At 67.3% G+C, this 15,444-nt stretch carries 18 protein-coding genes; 7 read left to right on the forward strand and 11 right to left on the reverse strand.

Features of this window, described 5'->3' with window-relative positions; translation table 11 throughout:
- Nucleotides 1-9 precede the first annotated feature (9 nt).
- Nucleotides 10-357, forward strand: a complete 348-nt coding sequence (locus GO615_RS18255; protein ID WP_169130734.1) for a 2Fe-2S iron-sulfur cluster-binding protein — start codon at nt 10-12, stop codon at nt 355-357.
- A gap of 129 nt (nt 358-486) precedes the next feature.
- On the opposite strand, the gene GO615_RS18260 is transcribed toward GO615_RS18255, so the two are convergent.
- The 7 genes from GO615_RS18260 to GO615_RS18290 all read right to left on the reverse strand — a co-directional run bounded on the left by GO615_RS18260 (nt 487) and on the right by GO615_RS18290 (nt 4,976).
- Nucleotides 487-1,233, reverse strand: coding sequence for an HAD family hydrolase (locus GO615_RS18260; RefSeq protein WP_339380073.1), 747 nt, complete (start codon nt 1,231-1,233; stop codon nt 487-489).
- Between the two features lie 36 nt (nt 1,234-1,269).
- A complete protein-coding gene (locus GO615_RS18265) occupies nt 1,270-1,749 on the reverse strand; it encodes a VOC family protein (RefSeq protein WP_169130736.1) in 480 nt (159 codons plus the stop codon).
- 80 nt (nt 1,750-1,829) lie between these two features.
- Complete coding sequence (locus GO615_RS18270) at nt 1,830-2,240, reverse strand: YciI family protein (RefSeq protein ID WP_169130738.1); 411 nt, start codon at nt 2,238-2,240, stop codon at nt 1,830-1,832.
- 1 nt (nt 2,241) lies between these two features.
- The gene (locus GO615_RS18275; RefSeq protein WP_169130740.1) at nt 2,242-2,685 is read right to left on the reverse strand and encodes a VOC family protein; all 444 of its coding nucleotides are present in this window, start codon (nt 2,683-2,685) and stop codon (nt 2,242-2,244) included.
- A 19-nt stretch (nt 2,686-2,704) separates the two neighbouring features.
- Nucleotides 2,705-3,148, reverse strand: coding sequence for a YybH family protein (locus tag GO615_RS18280; protein ID WP_169130742.1), 444 nt, complete (start codon nt 3,146-3,148; stop codon nt 2,705-2,707).
- A gap of 84 nt (nt 3,149-3,232) precedes the next feature.
- Complete coding sequence (locus tag GO615_RS18285) at nt 3,233-3,625, reverse strand: YciI family protein (RefSeq protein ID WP_169130744.1); 393 nt, start codon at nt 3,623-3,625, stop codon at nt 3,233-3,235.
- Between the two features lie 130 nt (nt 3,626-3,755).
- Complete coding sequence (locus GO615_RS18290; protein ID WP_211167218.1) at nt 3,756-4,976, reverse strand: RNA polymerase sigma factor; 1,221 nt, start codon at nt 4,974-4,976, stop codon at nt 3,756-3,758.
- A 330-nt stretch (nt 4,977-5,306) separates the two neighbouring features.
- Here GO615_RS18290 and GO615_RS18295 point away from each other — a divergent pair, with 330 nt between their 5' ends.
- On the forward strand, nt 5,307-5,843 hold the full coding sequence (locus GO615_RS18295; RefSeq protein ID WP_169130748.1) for a DUF924 family protein: 537 nt from the start codon (nt 5,307-5,309) through the stop codon (nt 5,841-5,843).
- Nucleotides 5,844-5,898: 55 nt separating this feature from the next.
- On the opposite strand, the gene GO615_RS18300 is transcribed toward GO615_RS18295, so the two are convergent.
- From GO615_RS18300 to GO615_RS18310, 3 genes are all read right to left on the reverse strand, one after another.
- The gene (locus tag GO615_RS18300; protein WP_169130750.1) at nt 5,899-6,906 is read right to left on the reverse strand and encodes an inorganic phosphate transporter; all 1,008 of its coding nucleotides are present in this window, start codon (nt 6,904-6,906) and stop codon (nt 5,899-5,901) included.
- A gap of 23 nt (nt 6,907-6,929) precedes the next feature.
- The gene (locus GO615_RS18305; RefSeq protein ID WP_169130752.1) at nt 6,930-7,568 is read right to left on the reverse strand and encodes a DUF47 domain-containing protein; all 639 of its coding nucleotides are present in this window, start codon (nt 7,566-7,568) and stop codon (nt 6,930-6,932) included.
- 195 nt (nt 7,569-7,763) lie between these two features.
- Complete coding sequence (locus GO615_RS18310; protein ID WP_169130754.1) at nt 7,764-8,270, reverse strand: TlpA family protein disulfide reductase; 507 nt, start codon at nt 8,268-8,270, stop codon at nt 7,764-7,766.
- Nucleotides 8,271-8,605: 335 nt separating this feature from the next.
- On the opposite strand from GO615_RS18310, the gene nifE reads away from it, so the two are divergent.
- Nucleotides 8,606-10,021 (forward strand): nitrogenase iron-molybdenum cofactor biosynthesis protein NifE, encoded by a 1,416-nt coding sequence (gene nifE / locus GO615_RS18315; protein WP_169130756.1) that lies wholly within the window; start codon nt 8,606-8,608, stop codon nt 10,019-10,021.
- Between the two features lie 24 nt (nt 10,022-10,045).
- On the opposite strand, the gene GO615_RS18320 is transcribed toward nifE, so the two are convergent.
- A complete protein-coding gene (locus GO615_RS18320; protein WP_169130758.1) occupies nt 10,046-12,535 on the reverse strand; it encodes a response regulator in 2,490 nt (829 codons plus the stop codon).
- A 350-nt stretch (nt 12,536-12,885) separates the two neighbouring features.
- On the opposite strand from GO615_RS18320, the gene nifN reads away from it, so the two are divergent.
- From nifN to GO615_RS18340, 4 genes are read left to right on the forward strand one after another with little or no spacing between them, the layout of a single operon-like run.
- Entirely contained in the window at nt 12,886-14,274 is a 1,389-nt protein-coding gene (nifN, locus tag GO615_RS18325; RefSeq protein WP_169130760.1) for a nitrogenase iron-molybdenum cofactor biosynthesis protein NifN, read from the forward strand.
- A gap of 22 nt (nt 14,275-14,296) precedes the next feature.
- Complete coding sequence (gene nifX, locus GO615_RS18330) at nt 14,297-14,725, forward strand: nitrogen fixation protein NifX (protein WP_169130762.1); 429 nt, start codon at nt 14,297-14,299, stop codon at nt 14,723-14,725.
- Entirely contained in the window at nt 14,718-15,191 is a 474-nt protein-coding gene (locus GO615_RS18335) for a NifX-associated nitrogen fixation protein (RefSeq protein ID WP_169130764.1), read from the forward strand. Before nifX ends, GO615_RS18335 begins: the two co-directional genes overlap by 8 nt.
- A gap of 11 nt (nt 15,192-15,202) precedes the next feature.
- Entirely contained in the window at nt 15,203-15,391 is a 189-nt protein-coding gene (locus GO615_RS18340) for a CCE_0567 family metalloprotein (RefSeq protein WP_169130766.1), read from the forward strand.
- The last annotated feature ends 53 nt before the right edge of the window (nt 15,392-15,444 follow it).

Here is a 15,444-nt window from a genome sequence, read left to right on the forward strand (position 1 = left end):
AGGAGCGCAATGCCCAACGTGACCTTCAGCTCGCCGAAGATGCGCCGCGACCTCACCGTCTATGCCCCTGCGGGCGACCGCAAGAGCATCCTCGGCGTCGCCCGGGATCATGGCGTCGCGATCGACTGCGAATGCCAGAAAGGCGAATGCGGTTCCTGCACGGTCGAGGTGATCCACATCGGCAACAAGCCGCCGATGGCGGTGCACCTCACCGAGAAGGAAAAGCTCACTCTGCTCACCTCCGGCAAGCTCGCGCGGCAGGAGTTCGAGGAACTGGAACTGCTGGATCTCGCGCCGCGCTACCGGCTCGCGTGCCAGTACCTGCTGCTCGACGAGGACATCGTGGTGAAGTTCTGAGCGCCTGAAACCCGCTCACTGCATCCGGCGTTCTCTCCACGACGGATGCCGGTCCGGCCCGCCCGCAAGGCGGGCCGTTTTTCTTCCGGCCATGCCTCGGCCCTGCCCCGCTCTCGCCGGGCCGTCCGGTCAGGCAGTCAACCCCAGCGCATCGACAAGCCCGCTCAGGTCGGTCACTTCCAGATGCGGCTGCTCGGGATGCGGCCACGCGGCCTGCCCGCGATTCACCCACACCGCCTGCATGCCCGCACTACGCGCCCCCAGCACATCCATGACCATGTCGTCGCCCACGTGCAGCACCTCGTGCGGCTGCACACCGACGGCCTCGGCTGCGACCTGGAAGATGCGCACATCGGGCTTGGACACGCCCACCTTGAGCGCAGCGATGCCGGCGACGAAGTATGGCGCCAGGCCGACGCGCGCGAGATCGGCGTTGCCGTTGGTAATGCTCACCAGCGGATAACGCGCGGCCAGGAATTCCACCGCGGGGAGCGCGTCGGGAAAGAAGCTCACGTTGTGGCGTTCGGCGATGAAGACGTCGAAGGCGGGCCCGGCCAGCGAAGGGTCGTCCCCGGCGCTCGACAGCGCCACACGGATCGACTCGCGGCGCAGCGCGGTCATGTCGTGCGCCAGATCCGGACGCTGCACTTCCATGGCGTCGCGGACCTCGCGCAGCGCCCGCGGGCTCGCGTACATGGCCGCCGTCGCCGGGGCATTCGTCACGAGCCATTCGTGGAGGACCTTTTCCGCGCGGTCGATGGTGGGCCAGATGGGCCACAGCGTGTCGTCCAGATCCAGCGAGACGGCCTTGATTTGGTTCAGGTTCAGCATACCGGCGATGGTACCCGACAGTGCTTCGGTTCTGTGCGTCGACACGTGGAACTCGGCCGACGCGATTGCACGCCGCTACCGTCATCCCCGCCGTGCAGCTTCGATCGCGGCGATGTCGATCTTCCCCATCTCCATCATGGCGTCGAAGGCGCGCTTTGCCGCCGCCCGGTCCGGGTCGGCAATCGCGGCCGTCAGGGCGCGCGGCGTGATCTGCCACGACACCCCCCACTTGTCCTTGCACCAACCGCACGCGCTTTCCTGACCGCCGTTGCCGACGATCGCGTTCCACAAGCGATCCGTTTCGCCCTGGTCGTCGGTCGCGACCTGGAACGAGAAGGCCTCGCTGTGGCGGAATGCCGGACCGCCATTCAATCCGAGGCACGGAATGCCCATGACGGTGAACTCGACCGTCAGGACGTCGCCCTGTTTGCCGGAGGGATGGTCGCCCGGGGCGCGATGGATCCTGCCCACGGCGCTGTCCGGAAACGTCCGGGCGTAGAACTGTGCGGCATCGAGCGCGGTGCCGTCGTACCAGAGACAAATCGTGTTCTTGCTCACCATCTGCGTGCTCCATTGGCCGTAACTGCCGGCACGCGGGAGGTGCGCGCCGGCGTTCTATGGACGCTGCGCCCGCGGCGACGTCAGTGCGGCCCCTGCATGGCCGTGAAGCCTTCTGCGGCCTGCTGCACGTCGGGCGGGAAGTCGGACATCTCCTGGACCTGGCGGATCTCGATGATCTCGTTGTCCGCCATCGGGCAGCGCGACGCCCAGGCGATCGCCTCATCCTTCGACTTCACGTCGATCATCCAGTAGCCACCGAGCACTTCGTTGGTTTCGATGAAGGGGCCGTCCGTGACGGTCGGCTTCCCGCCGGCGAAGGACACGCGCGCGCCCATGGACGGCGGGTGCAATCCTTCGAGCGAGAGCAGGACACCGGCCTTCTGCAGCGCCTCGTTGTACTTCATCATCGCCTCGACCGCCTTGGCATCGGGGACCGTTCCGGGCGGCGCCTTCTCGTAGCCCTTAGGAATCACGAGCATCATGAAGCGCATGTCAATTTCCTCCCTTGTCGGTCTCGCAATTGATCATCCACGGCACGCCGAAGCGGTCCGTGCACATGCCGAAACGGGCCGCCCAGAAGGTGGGGCCGAGCGGCATCTGTACCGTGCCGTTGTCCGCGAGGGCGGCGAAGATGCGCTCGGCAGCGGCGATCGAATCGACGTTGAGCGAGACCGAGCAGCCCTTGATGCCCTCATACGGATACTGGGGCGTTGTATCCGACGCCATTAGCGTCTGGCCGTCGATGAGCAGGCAGGCATGCATGATGCGGTTGCCGAATTCGGCAGGAATCGGCCCGCAACCGGGCTGACCGTCGGCGCCCTTGGGCGCGTCGGCGAAACGGATCAGGGCTTGCAGGGTGGCGCCCAGGTGCTGCTGATAGAACTTGCAGGCAGCTTCGCAGTCGCCGTTGAAGATGAGATAGGGATTGAGTCGCATCGTCTTCTCCTCGTGGGGGTCAGGGCGTCAGCCACAGGGCCGTGTTGCTCTGCGGATCGAAGGGGGCGGAGAAGTGCTCGTGCACGATCCGCCACTTGCCGTGCTGCTTGAGCAGGCAGCTCGTCATGCGCATCCAGCCGGACATCTCCTTGCCGTCCGGTCCGGTGCCGCCGCAGCGGTTGAGGGCGTGGGCAAAGGCCAGTCCGGCGTCGGTGGTGATCTCCAGCTCGTGCACCTCGAAGATCATCGCCCCGGTGCACATCGTCAGGCAGCGTTCCCAGTGCCTGCGGTAGGCCTCGCTGCCCTTGAACTGCAATTGCGCGATGGCGTCGAAGGCGACGATCTCCGGTGCGTAATGCGCGAAGATGCGGTCGACGTCCTTGGCGCGGACGGCGTCCGCCCAGTCTTCCAGTTCCTTGCGGATTTCCGTTTCGCTGAGTGCGAGGGTAGATCTCGTGTCCATGGTGGGTCTCCCGGGGTTGGATGAGGCGCTTGTGCGCGCCGGCTGGTCGAACGGTGCGTGGCCGGATCGACCTCGTTGTTCCCTTCAGGCGGCGGCTTCCTGCGTGTCAAAGCCCAGTGCCTGCAGGGTTTGTGCGTCCTCCGCGACCGGCCGTACCTCGACGCAGCCGAAGCGCGCGCCTGGTATGCGCGCCGCCACCTGGATGGCCTCGTTCAGATCCCGGGCCTCGATCAGGTAGTAGCCGCCGAGCTGCTCCTTGGTTTCGACCCACGGCCCGTCGGTGACCGAGATCCGGCCGTCGCGCACCCGGACGGTGCTGGCGGCGTCGGGGGGCAACAGGCGGTTGCAGCCGAGGTAGTGGCCGCTCTTGCGCACCGCGTCGGTGAACTCGCGGTACTCCTCGAAGTGCTTGTCTGCATCGGGGCGCGGCATCTGCTCCATGACCTTCTCTGCACAGATCAGGCAAAGGTATTTCATCGGGCTTCTCCTCTTGAATGCGCGGTGTGGACCGCCTTCGGCAGCCTGCGCCGATCGGCGCGATCGGGGCCTCCGTACCCCTGGTCGAACGGCGCACGACGAAATCGACATCGCGTTGCAAAAAGAAACATCAAGCCGCCAGTTCCGCGAGCCGTCGCTCGAGGAAACGGCGCTCGGTGGCCTGCCGGGTCAGCGCCAGGGCGCGCGTGTAGGCCACCCTCGCCTCGGCGTGGCGGCCCAGGCGCCGGCACAGATCGGCCCGCGCCGCGTGGGCGAGGTGGTAGTCGGCGAGTTCGCCGCGGTTCAGGATCGTGTCGATCACCGCGAGCCCGGCCGCCGGGCCGTCGCGCATCGCTATCGCCACGCCACGGTTCAGTTCGACCACCGGGGACGGTTCGCGCTGCAGCAGCAGGTCGTAAAGACCGACGATCTGGGCCCAATCGGTTGCCCCGGCAACAGGGGCCTCCGCATGCACGGCGGCAATCGCGGCCTGCAGCGCATAAGGGCCGGCGGGTCCGGCCAGGAGCGCGCGCTCGACCAGTGCCGTGCCCTCGGCGATCAGCTCGTGCAGCCATCGCGAGCGGTCCTGTGCGTCGAGCAGCACCAGATCGCCGGCTGGCGTGGTGCGCGCGGCACGGCGCGACTCCTGGATCAGCATCAACGCGAGCAGCCCGATCGCCTCGGGCTCGGGAAGCAGTTCGACAAGCAGCCGTCCGAGCCGGATCGCTTCGCCCGACAGATCGGCACGGGTGAGCGAATCGCCGGCCGAGGCCGAGTAGCCTTCGTTGAATACCAGGTAGATCACGCGCAGCACGCTGTCGAGCCGGGCCGGCAGTTCGGCGCGCTCGGGCACTTCGTAGCGCAGGCGCGCGTCGCGGATCCTGGCCTTGGCGCGCACGATGCGCTGGGCCACGGTCGGCGGCGCGGTGAGGAAGGCGCGCGCGATCTCTTCGGTGGTGAGGCCGCACACCTCGCGCAGCGTCAGCGCGGTGCGGGCCTCAGTGGGCAGCGTCGGGTGGCAGCAGGTGAAGATCAGCCGCAGACGGTCGTCCTCGACGCTATCGCCGGGACTGCCTTCGTCGGCCGATTCGTCGCCGGCCGGATGGGGGCGGTCATCCAGATCCTCGACGAAGTCGAAGCGCGCACGGCGGCGCAACGTGTCCACCGCCTTGAAGCGCCCCGTGGAAACCAGCCAGGCACGCGGATTTGCCGGTACGCCCTGTTCGGGCCACTGTTCGAGAGCCGCGCGGAAGGCGTCGTGCAGTCCCTCCTCGGCGAGGTCGAAGTCGCCGAGGAGGCGGATCAGCGTGGCGAACACCCGGCGCGACTCGGTGCGATAGATTTCTTCCACCTTCGCTCGCACCGCCGCGGCCGCCGGCATGGATTGGCGCACTGGGTCCGATGAGGCATCGCGGTCGACCATCCCGGGCTGCTCCGCTTGTCGAAGGACATCCCTTAGACTAGTCCATCTCGCCCTCAGCTCAATGGCGGGCGCGATCGCACTTTGTGATCCTTTGCTTCAGAACGGACGCGAGCTGTGGCGCGGCGCTCGGCAGGTCAGCGACTTTGCGCTGACGACGATCCGCATTCCCGCGCGGGAGAAGGATCCCGAAGCGACTGTGCAGGAAGGAACAAGGCCGGCGAGAGCCCGTAACGGTTCGACCTCGCCCGGGAGCACGCCATGTACGAAAAGATCCTGGAATTCTGGTTCGACGAAATTTTCCCCGCGCAGTGGTGGAAGAAGGACGCCGCTTTCGACCGCATGGTCGCCGAACGCTTCGGCGCAATACACGCGCAGGCTGCGCGCTGCGAGTTGTACGCGTGGCGTGCGACGCCCACCGGGAGGCTGGCGGAGGTGATCGTGCTGGATCAGTTTTCGCGCAACATGTTTCGCGATTCGCCCGCGGCCTTCGTGTGCGACGCCTTGGCCCTGGCGCTGGCGCAGGAGGCGATTGCGGCGGGGGCGGAGCAGGCGCTGCGGCCGGTGGAGCGCAGCTTCCTGTACATGCCCTTCATGCACAGCGAGTCGCGGAAGATCCACGAGATGGCGGTGCAGCTCTTCGAGCGCAACGGCATCGCGGACAACCTGGACTTCGAACTGCGGCACAAGGCGATCATCGAGCGCTTCGGGCGCTATCCGCATCGCAATGCGATTCTGGGAAGGGAATCGACGCCGGAGGAAGTCGAATTCCTCACGCAGCCGGGTTCGCGCTTCTGAACCCGGCCGCTTCGGCCCGCCGCGGAGGACGGACCGTTCGGCTAGCGCAGTGCGCTCAGAGGATGATGCGGCCGACGTACCACGCGCCGGCAGCGATCAGCGCGCTGCAGGGGATGGTGAGGATCCACGCCCAGACGATGCTGCCCGCCACGCCCCAGCGCACGGCTGAGACCTTGCGCGAGGAGCCGACGCCGACGATGGCGCCGGTGATGGTGTGGGTGGTCGACACCGGGATGCCCAGCGCGGTGGCGAGGAACAGCGTCATCGCGCCGCCGGTTTCGGCGCAGAAACCGCCGACCGGCTTGAGCTTGGTGATGCGCTGGCCCATGGTCTTGACGATGCGCCAGCCGCCGAACATCGTGCCGAGGCCGATGGCGAGGTAGCAGGTGACGACGACCCACATCGGCACCGGGTCCGAGCCCTGGCTGATGCCGGCGGCGATCAGCAGCATCCAGATGATGCCGATGGTCTTCTGCGCGTCGTTGCCGCCGTGGCCGAGGCTGTAGAGCGAGGCCGACACGAGCTGCAGGCGGCGGAACCACTTGTCGACCTTGCGCTGTGACGTTCGGAAGCACACCCAGGACACTATCACCATCAGTATCGACCCGAGCAGGAAGCCCAGCATCGGCGACACGAGGATGAAGGCGACGGTCTTGATGAGGCCGGCGGCGAGCAGGGAGCCGAAGCCGCCCTTGGCGACCGCGGCACCGACCAGGCCGCCGATCAGCGCGTGCGAGGAGCTCGACGGAATGCCGTAGTACCAGGTGATGACGTTCCACGCGATCGCGCCGACCAGCGCGCCGAACACGACGACGTGGTCGACCACCGCGGGATCGATGGTGCCCTTGCCGATCGTGGTCGCGACCTTCAGCTGGAAGATGAAGATGGCGACGACGTTGAAGAAGGCCGCGAAGGCGACCGCATGCTGCGGCTTGAGCACGCCGGTCGAGACGACCGTCGCGATCGAGTTCGCCGCATCGTGGAAGCCGTTCATGAAGTCGAACAGCAGGGCCAGCACCACGAGGAACATCACCGTGGCCAGCCCGATCTCCATAGTTGCCATGTCGTTTTCCTGGAGATCGCGGATCAGGAGTTTTCGAGCACTACGGCCTCGAGGATCTTGGCGACGTCCTTGCAGCGATCGGTGACCGATTCGAGCAGCTCGTACACACCCTTCATCTTCAGGACCACGCGAACGTCCGGTTCGTCGCGGAAGAGGCCCGACAGCGCCTTGCGCAGGACGCGGTCGGCGTCGGATTCGAAGCCGTCGATCTCGTGGCAGATGCGCAGGATCTCGCGGCCGTTGTCCATGTTGGACAGCAGCACTACCGCCGCGCGCACGCTCTCGGCGCAGGACAGCGACAGCTCGGCGATGCGCAGGGCCTCCTCCGTCGACTCGCCGATGTCGTACAGCGAGACGGTTTCGGCGACGTCCTGGATGGTATCGAGCACGTCGTCCATGCGCGAGATGAGCTGGTGGATCTCGTCGCGGTCGAGCGGCGTGATGAACGTGGAATGCATCAGCGCCATCACGTCATGATTCACCTTGTCCGCACGGGTCTCGATCTCGTCGATGTCGGAGGTGGCCTTGGCCGCTGCCGATGCGTCCTTTCCGACGGCCTGCATCAGCGCAACCAGGGCCTTGGCACCGGCCACGATCTCATCTGCATGGGAGTTGAAAAGCGTGAAGAACTGACCCTCACGGGGCATGAAGCGCGAGAACATGATGTTGTTTTGCCGGACGGCCGTATGGAGTTAGGCCGCGATTTTACCAGCGGAAACAATCCTGTAATGTTTCATCCGGAAATATTGCGCAGGAATATGCGCGCGCCGGGGTATATCCCCCAACGCGTCCGTATCCTGCGCGCGGCTGCGCCCAGGGAAACTTCATGCGCCGAGCGCCGCCCGGGCGCGCACCGCTTACATGCGCAGGCCGAAGGCCTTGCCGATGGCCTCGACGGTATCGGGGCTGTCCCACTCCTTGGCGCCGTAAACCTTGTGCAGGATCTTCCCGTCGGCATCGACCAGCACCGTGAGCGGAATGCGGTTGGCGCCGAGCATGTTCTCGAGCGCGAGTTTGCGGTCGATGAAGTGCGGGAAGCTGGTCTTCGCCTGCGCGAGGAAGGCCTGCGCGCGCTCGGGGTAGTCGTCGATGGAAATGCCGATCACGTTGAACTGCTTGCCGTAACGCTTCGACAGGCGCTCCAGCGAGCCCATCTCGGCCAGGCAGGGCGGGCAGTAGCTGGCCCAGACGTTGATGATCAGGGGCTTGCCGCGATAGTCGCCGAGCAGCTTCGAGCCGCCGGTAAGGCCCTGCATCGGCATCTGCTGCAAGGTGCCGCCTTCGGGCACTTCTCCGGGGGCAGCGACGACCGGTCCGGACAGTGCGGCAAGGCTCAGGGCGAGGGAAAGGAGGGCTTTCTTCATCTTGGCTACGGGTCGGAAGCGCGGCGCGGTACGCCGCGAAAGCCTGAGCATAGCAGGGCTGAGGAAGCTCCGACACGGCGGCGCCCGTGCTGTTCCGTCGGAGCGGCTTCAGCCGCGAATGGGCGGAGTCTCAAGGGCTGCGGCCGATTCGCGGCTGAAGCCGCTCCCACTGCGCCCCGTGTCGCCTCCCCGACAAATTGACTGTCGCGAGTTCGACAGCATTCGCGTAATGCCTGCAAGTCATTGATTTTACGTGCCGCTGAGTCTGGCACCGATCGTGCATCGGTTTCCCCGTCCCCCGACCCCCGCGCCACGGGCGCATACAGGAAACCGACATGAGCGCACTCAAACAGAGAATCGACAGCCTGCTGATCGAGCCCGGCTGCGCGACGAACCAGGCGAAGAGCGACAAGGCACGCAAGGAAGGCTGCAAGAAGCCGCTGACGCCGGGTGCGGCGGCCGGCGGCTGTGCCTTCGATGGCGCGAAGATCGCGCTGCAGCCGGTGGTGGACGTCGCCCACCTCGTGCATGGGCCGATCGCGTGCGAAGGCAATTCGTGGGATTCGCGCCACGTGTATTCGTCCGGCCCGCAGACTTACCGCACGGGCTTCACCACCGACATGGCGGAGTTCGATGTGATCTACGGCGGCGAGAAGCGCCTGTACCGCGCGATCAAGGAGATCGTCGACAAGGTGAATCCGCCGGCGATCTTCGTGTACCAGACCTGCCTGCCGGCGATGATCGGCGACGACGTGGAAGGCGTGTGCAAGGCGGCCTCCGCGAAGTTCGGCACGCCGGTGATCCCGGTGAATGCCCCAGGTTTCGCGGGCAGCAAGAACCTCGGCAACAAGCTCGGCGGCGAGGCGCTGCTCGACCACGTCGTCGGCACGCTGGAGCCGGAATACACCACGGACTGCGACATCAACCTGATCGGCGAATACAACGTGGTCGGCGAGTTCTGGCAGGTGAAGCCGCTCTTCGACGAGCTGGGCATCCGCGTGCTGGCGACCTTCTGCGGCGACGCGCGCTACAGCGACATCGCGGGCTCGCATCGCGCAAAGGCGGCGATCATGCTGTGCTCGCAGGCGCTGATCAACATCGCGCGCAAGATGCAGGAGCGCTACGACATCCCGTTCTTCGAGGGCAGCTTCTACGGTATCGCGGACATGTCGGACTGCCTGCGCAGGATCTCGCGCCTGCTGGTCGAGCGCGGCGCCCCGGCAGACCTGCCGGCGCGCGCCGAGGCGCTGATCGCACGCGAGGAGGCGCGCGCGTGGGCGCGGCTGGAGAAGTACCGTGCGCGCCTCGCGGGCAGGCGCGTGCTGCTGTTCACCGGCGGGGTGAAGTCGTGGAGCGTGGTGTCGGCGCTGCAGGAGGTGGGCATGGAGATCGTCGGCACCTCGATGCGCAAATCGACGCAGGGCGACCGCGCGAAGGTCGTCAAGATCATGGGCACCGACGCGCACATGTTCGACGAGCTGCCGCCGCGCGAGATGTACCGGATGCTGAAGGAGTCGAAGGCCGACGTGATGCTGTCGGGCGGACGCTCGCAGTTCGTCGCGCTGAAGGCGAAGACGCCTTGGGTGGAGATCAACCAGGAGCGCCATCACGCGCTCGCGGGCTACGAGGGCGTGGTGAATCTGGTCGCGGAGATCGACAAGGCGCTGTACAACCCGATCTGGGCGCAGGTGCGACAGCCGGCGCCGTGGGAGCAGCCGGAGGGCTGGGGCGAGCGCGTGGCCACGGCGTGAGCGTCCGCGACAAGCCCGTGAGGACTACAGGACCGTTTCGGGAGCCGGCAGCGCCCGGGTCAGCGCTTCGATCAGGTCGGCGAGCGCGCGCGCGGCACGGTCGCGGGCGTCGTCGATCTCCGCGGCGGGGGCGCCTTCATGGAGACAACGCTCGAGTCCGGCCGCGACCTCCTGCATCGGCGCGGCGCCGATCTGCCCCGCCAGTCCTTTCAGCGAGTGGGCGAGACGCTCGGCCGCGGCGAGGTCGCCGCCGGCGAGGGCCGCGTCCAGGCGCGCGGTGAAATCCCCATAGCCGCTGACGAACTTGCGCAGCAGGGAGAGGTAGAAGTCCTCCTTCCCCATCAGGCGGCGCACACCGAGGTCGGGATCGAGTCCCGGAATCAGCCTGAGCCTTGCCAGCACGACGCGCGGCGCGGCAGCGGCAGGCGCCGTCGCTGCCGGACTGTCCGCGGCCGTCGCGTCGCCGCGCGGCGCGATCCAGCGCAGCAGCGCCGCCCACAGGCGGTCGGGCTGGATGGGCTTGGCGACGTGATCGTTCATCCCCGCGTCGATGCATTGCTCGCGATCGCCTGCCATCGCATTGGCGGTCATCGCGACGATAGGCAGGCCGGCGCAGGCGGGCAGGCGGCGGATCGCACGCGTCGCGGTCACGCCATCCATCACCGGCATCTGCATGTCCATCAGCACTAGGTCGTAGGAGGCCTGCTGCACGCGCTGCACCGCCTCTTCACCATTGGCGGCGATATCGACACGGAAGCCGGCGGCGCCGAGCAGCTCGCTCGCGACCTCCTGATTGAGCTCGTTGTCCTCGACGAGCAGCAGCCGCGCACCGCGGATCGCAGCGAGGTCGGCCGGGGCGTCGCCGGTGGCGGCGTGCGCCCTGGCCGGACGCAGGGCGCCGTCGAGCAGCCGGATGGCCGTGTCGAACAAGGCGGAGGCGGTGACCGGCTTGAGCAGGATGTCGTCGACGCCGGAGCCCACGGCGGCGCGCGCAACGTCCTCACGCCCGTAGGCGGTGACGACGATGCGCACGGGCAGCCGCGGCAGCCCGAGCCGGCCCATCTCGCGCGCGGCGGCCACGCCGTCGAGCCCGGGCATCTGCCAGTCGATCAGGACGATGTCGTAGGGTTCGCCGGCGCCTGCGGCGCGCGCCACTTCGGCGACCGCCGCGTGCCCGCAGTCCACGGCATGCACCCGGAAGGTCATGCAGCGCATCATCTCGGCGAGCACCTCGCGCGAGCTGAGGTTGTCGTCGGCGACCAGGGCGCGCAGGCCGCGCAGGTCAGGCGCGGGCATGAGCAGGTGCCCCTCGGCGCGGCCGATGCCCAGGCGGCAGGTGAACCAGAAGGTCGAGCCGGCGCCCCGCTGGCTGTCGACGCCTACGCTGCCGCCCATCATGCCGGCGAGCCGCTTGCTGATTGCGAGTCCGAGCCCGGTGCCGCCGTACTTGCGCGTGGTGGAGGTGTCGGCCTGCTCGAAGCTGCGGAACAGGCGCTCGCGCTGCTCTTCGGCGATGCCGATGCCGGTGTCGCGCACTTCGAAGCGCAGCACCACGTCGCCGTCCTCGAAGCGTTCGCGCCGGACGCGCATGACGATCTCGCCGCGGTCCGTGAACTTGACCGCGTTGTTGGCGTAGTTGAGCAGGATCTGGCTGATGCGCAGGGGGTCGCCAACGAGGCTGGACGGCACGTCCGAGGCGACGTCGATGACCAGTTCCAACCCCTTCGCGTTGGTCTTCTCGACGATCTGGGCGCCGACGTCGGCGACGGTCTTCTCGAGGTCGAAATCGATGCGCTCGATGACGAGCTTGCCGGCCTCGATCTTGGAGAAATCGAGCACGTCGTTGATGATGCCGAGCAGGTGCTGGCTGGAGGCCTGGATCTTCTCGATGTAGTCGCGCTGGCGCGCGTCGAGCTGGGTGCGCAGGACGAGGTAGGTCATGCCGATGATGGCGTTCATCGGCGTGCGGATCTCATGGCTCATGTTGGCGAGGAAATCCGACTTGATGCGCGCGGCGTCCTCGGCGAGCGCGCGGGCCTTCTGCATCCGCTCGACGGCTTCGATCTCGGCGGAGATGTCGTCGATGACCCACACGGAGCCCTTGCTGCGGTCGGTCGTATCCACCGCAGTGCCCGTCAGGCGCGCCCAGAACAGGGAGCCGTCGCGGCGCATGAGCTGCTGCTCCCGCCGGTGCGATTCGCCTCGCCAGATGGCTGCGTACACTGGTTCGCCGCCCGCGATGTGCGCTGCCTCGTCGGGATACCACACCGCCGTGCGCTGCCCGACGAGCCCGCCCGGCGGCCAGCCGAACATTTCGTGCAGGCGCCGGTTGCAGCGGACCACCACGCGGTCCTTGATCAGCGCGATGCCCGAGGTCGCGGTATCGAGGATCGCCTGCTGCTCGGCATTGACCTCGCGCAGCGACGCACTGACCGCGGCCAGTTCGGCGGTGCGCTCGGCAACGAGCGCCGCGATCCGCTGGGAACGATCCACAGGCATCCGATAGTCGGGCATCGGTGTTCCTCGTGTCCTGAAATCGAAGTTCATTGACATGCTCGCCGATGGGCGGGGGTGGCCGGATGCCAGCGTACCCGCGGCTGCCCCCCCGAATCGACGCGCCGGCTCCAGCCGGTCGTCATCATGATACCGCGCAAGGGCATGCTTGCCGCGCGGGATTGTCGCCCGGACCGACCCGGGCCCGCGTCACGGGGCGTGTGTGGCGCTTGCGACACGTCGGTGTCGGACATCCGCCAAAGCTGCGCCGGAGCAGCCTGGCAACGAGGCCATGTCACTGATTTTTGGCGCTTATGCCTCGCTGGCACCGTTCCTGCTGTGTTGTACCCGTACCCTTCCGAGCACGCATCATGGCCACGATCATTCCCGGCAGGAAAGCCTGCACGACGAACCCGCTGAAGATGAGCGCACCGATCGGCGCCGCGCTGGCCTTCCTCGGTATGGACCGCGCGCTGCCGCTGCTGCATGGCTCGCAGGGGTGCACGGCGTTCGGGCTGGTGCTGTTCGTGCGCCATTTCCGCGAGACGATCCCGCTGCAGACGACCGCGATGAACGAGGTCACGACCATCCTCGGCGGCCTGGAGAACATCGAGCAGGCGCTGCTGAACATCAAGAAGCGCGCGAACCCGGCGCTGATCGGGTTGTGCTCGACCGGCATCACGGAGGCCAAGGGCGACGACGTCGCGGGCTTCCTGAAGCTGATCCGCGAGAAGCACCCGGAGCTCGCCGGCACGGAAGTGGTGTTCGCGCCGACGCCGGATTTCGTCGGCGGTTTTTCCGACGGCTGGGCGAAGGCCGTCGGCGCGATGATCGATGCCCTGGTGCCGACGACCAAGGTGCGCACGCCGTGGCAGGTGAACATCCTCGCCGGCTGCCATCTGACGCCGGGCGACATCGAGGAGATCCGCGAGACGATCGAAGCCTTCGGCCTCACACCCATCGTGCTGCCGGACCTTTCCGGATCGCTCGACGGCCACATCCCCGAGACCTTTCTGCCGCACACACTGGGCGGCACGCGGCTCGAAGACGTGCGCGCGATGGGCGCATCGGCCATCACGATCGCGATCGGCGAGCAGATGCGCCCGGCCGCGGAGCTGCTGGAGAAGAAAACCGGCGTGCCGTTCCGCGTGTTCGACCGCCTCACCGGGCTCGCCGCCTGCGACGCCTTCATCGCGCTGCTGTCCGACCTGTCCGAACAGGACGTGCCGCTGAAATACCGCCGCCAGCGCAGCCAGCTGCAGGACGCGATGCTCGACGGGCATTTCTACTTCGGGGAGCAGAAGGTCGCGATCGCCGCCGAGCCGGATCTGCTGTTCGCGCTGTCGCACTTCTTCGCCGACATGGGCGCGACGGTCACCTGCGCGATCGCGCCGCAGGACGCGCCGGTGCTCGCACGCGTCGCAGCGGAGACGGTGCGCATCGGCGATCTGGGCGATTTCGAGGAGCACGCCGCCGGCTGCGACCTGCTGGTCACCCATTCGCACGGCCGCCAGGCCGCGGCGCGGCTGGGCATCCCGTTCTGGCGCGCCGGCCTGCCGACCTTCGACCGGCTCGGCGTCGCGCACAAGGTCACTGTCGGCTATCGCGGCACGCGCGATCTGATCTTCGAGGTGGGCAATGTCTTCATGGAGCAACTGCACGCGCATGAACAGCACGTCACCCCCGCCAGCCTCCGGCCCGACCTCCACCGAACCGGCCCCGCGCCGGCCGTGGATGCGCCGGCTCGCGCTGGTCACTGATTCGCCACTGGGAGAACTCGGCATGAAAATCGCCTTTGCAACGGAAAATCTGGTCGACGTGGACGCCCACTTCGGCTGGGCGAAGAAGATCGCGATCTACGAAGTGCAGCCGGACGCGAGCCGGCTGGTCGAAGTCGTCGAGTTCGCCGGCGATCTCGCCGAGGACGGCAGCGAGGACAAGCTCGTGCCCAAGCTCGACGCGGTGCGCGACTGCGCGATGCTGTACGTCGCGGCAATCGGCGGCTCGGCCGCGGCCAAGGTCGTGAACCTGCGCGTGCATCCGGTGAAGGTGGCAAGCCCGCAGCCGATCGCGACGATCATCGAGCGCCTGCAGGAAGTGCTCAGGGGCACGCCGCCGCCGTGGCTGCGCAAGGTGCTGCTGAAGGGCCGGGAGCGCAGCTTCGATTTCGATGCGGAGCATGACGCCGCGAGCGAGGCCGAACATGTCTGACACCCTCGCACCGGATGAGGCGGCCGTCGTCATCGCCGCATCCCCTTTCCTCGCGGAGCTGGTCAAGCTGATCCGCGCCCAGGACACCTTCGGCCGCCGCGACCACAAGAGCGACGCCGACATCCTCAATCCCTTCGTCGTTGACAAGGCCGCGCGCAAGCTGATCTCGATCATCGACGATCCGGGCCCGGAGGTGATGGCGCGGGTGGATCTCTTCTACAACGCCGCCGGCCTCGCGATCGAGCGCCGCACGGGGCTGATCGCGTCCCCGACGATCAAGCTCAACCACGAAGGCTTCGGCCGCGCGATGCTGACCACGGGGCGCCTGATCGTGTTCTCGAAATACCACCGCGACATCCACCGCTTCGGCTTCGACACGCTGCAGGCGCTCGCGGAGGCCGGCGACCGCATCGTCGGCGAGGCGGCGGAGCTCATCGGCCGCTTCCCCGAAGTGGCGAATTTCTGAGGGGAACCGCGATGCCGAGCGACGAACTGAAAGCGCTGGTGAGAAAGCTCAACGCCCAGGCGACGCAGGCCAAGATGGACCTGCACGACCTGTCCGAGGAACTGCCGATCGGCTGGGAGCGCATCCCCGAGCAGGCGCAGAAGACCTTCGACGCCTACGCGAAGCTCGCCGAAGCGCGCGCCCGGCTGGTGCCCGAGTAGAGCAGTACGGTCACTCCCTCCCCTTCAAGGGGAGGGTTGGGGTGGGGATGGGT

The organism is Aromatoleum evansii, from assembly GCF_012910805.1.
Lineage (GTDB): Bacteria > Pseudomonadota > Gammaproteobacteria > Burkholderiales > Rhodocyclaceae > Aromatoleum > Aromatoleum evansii.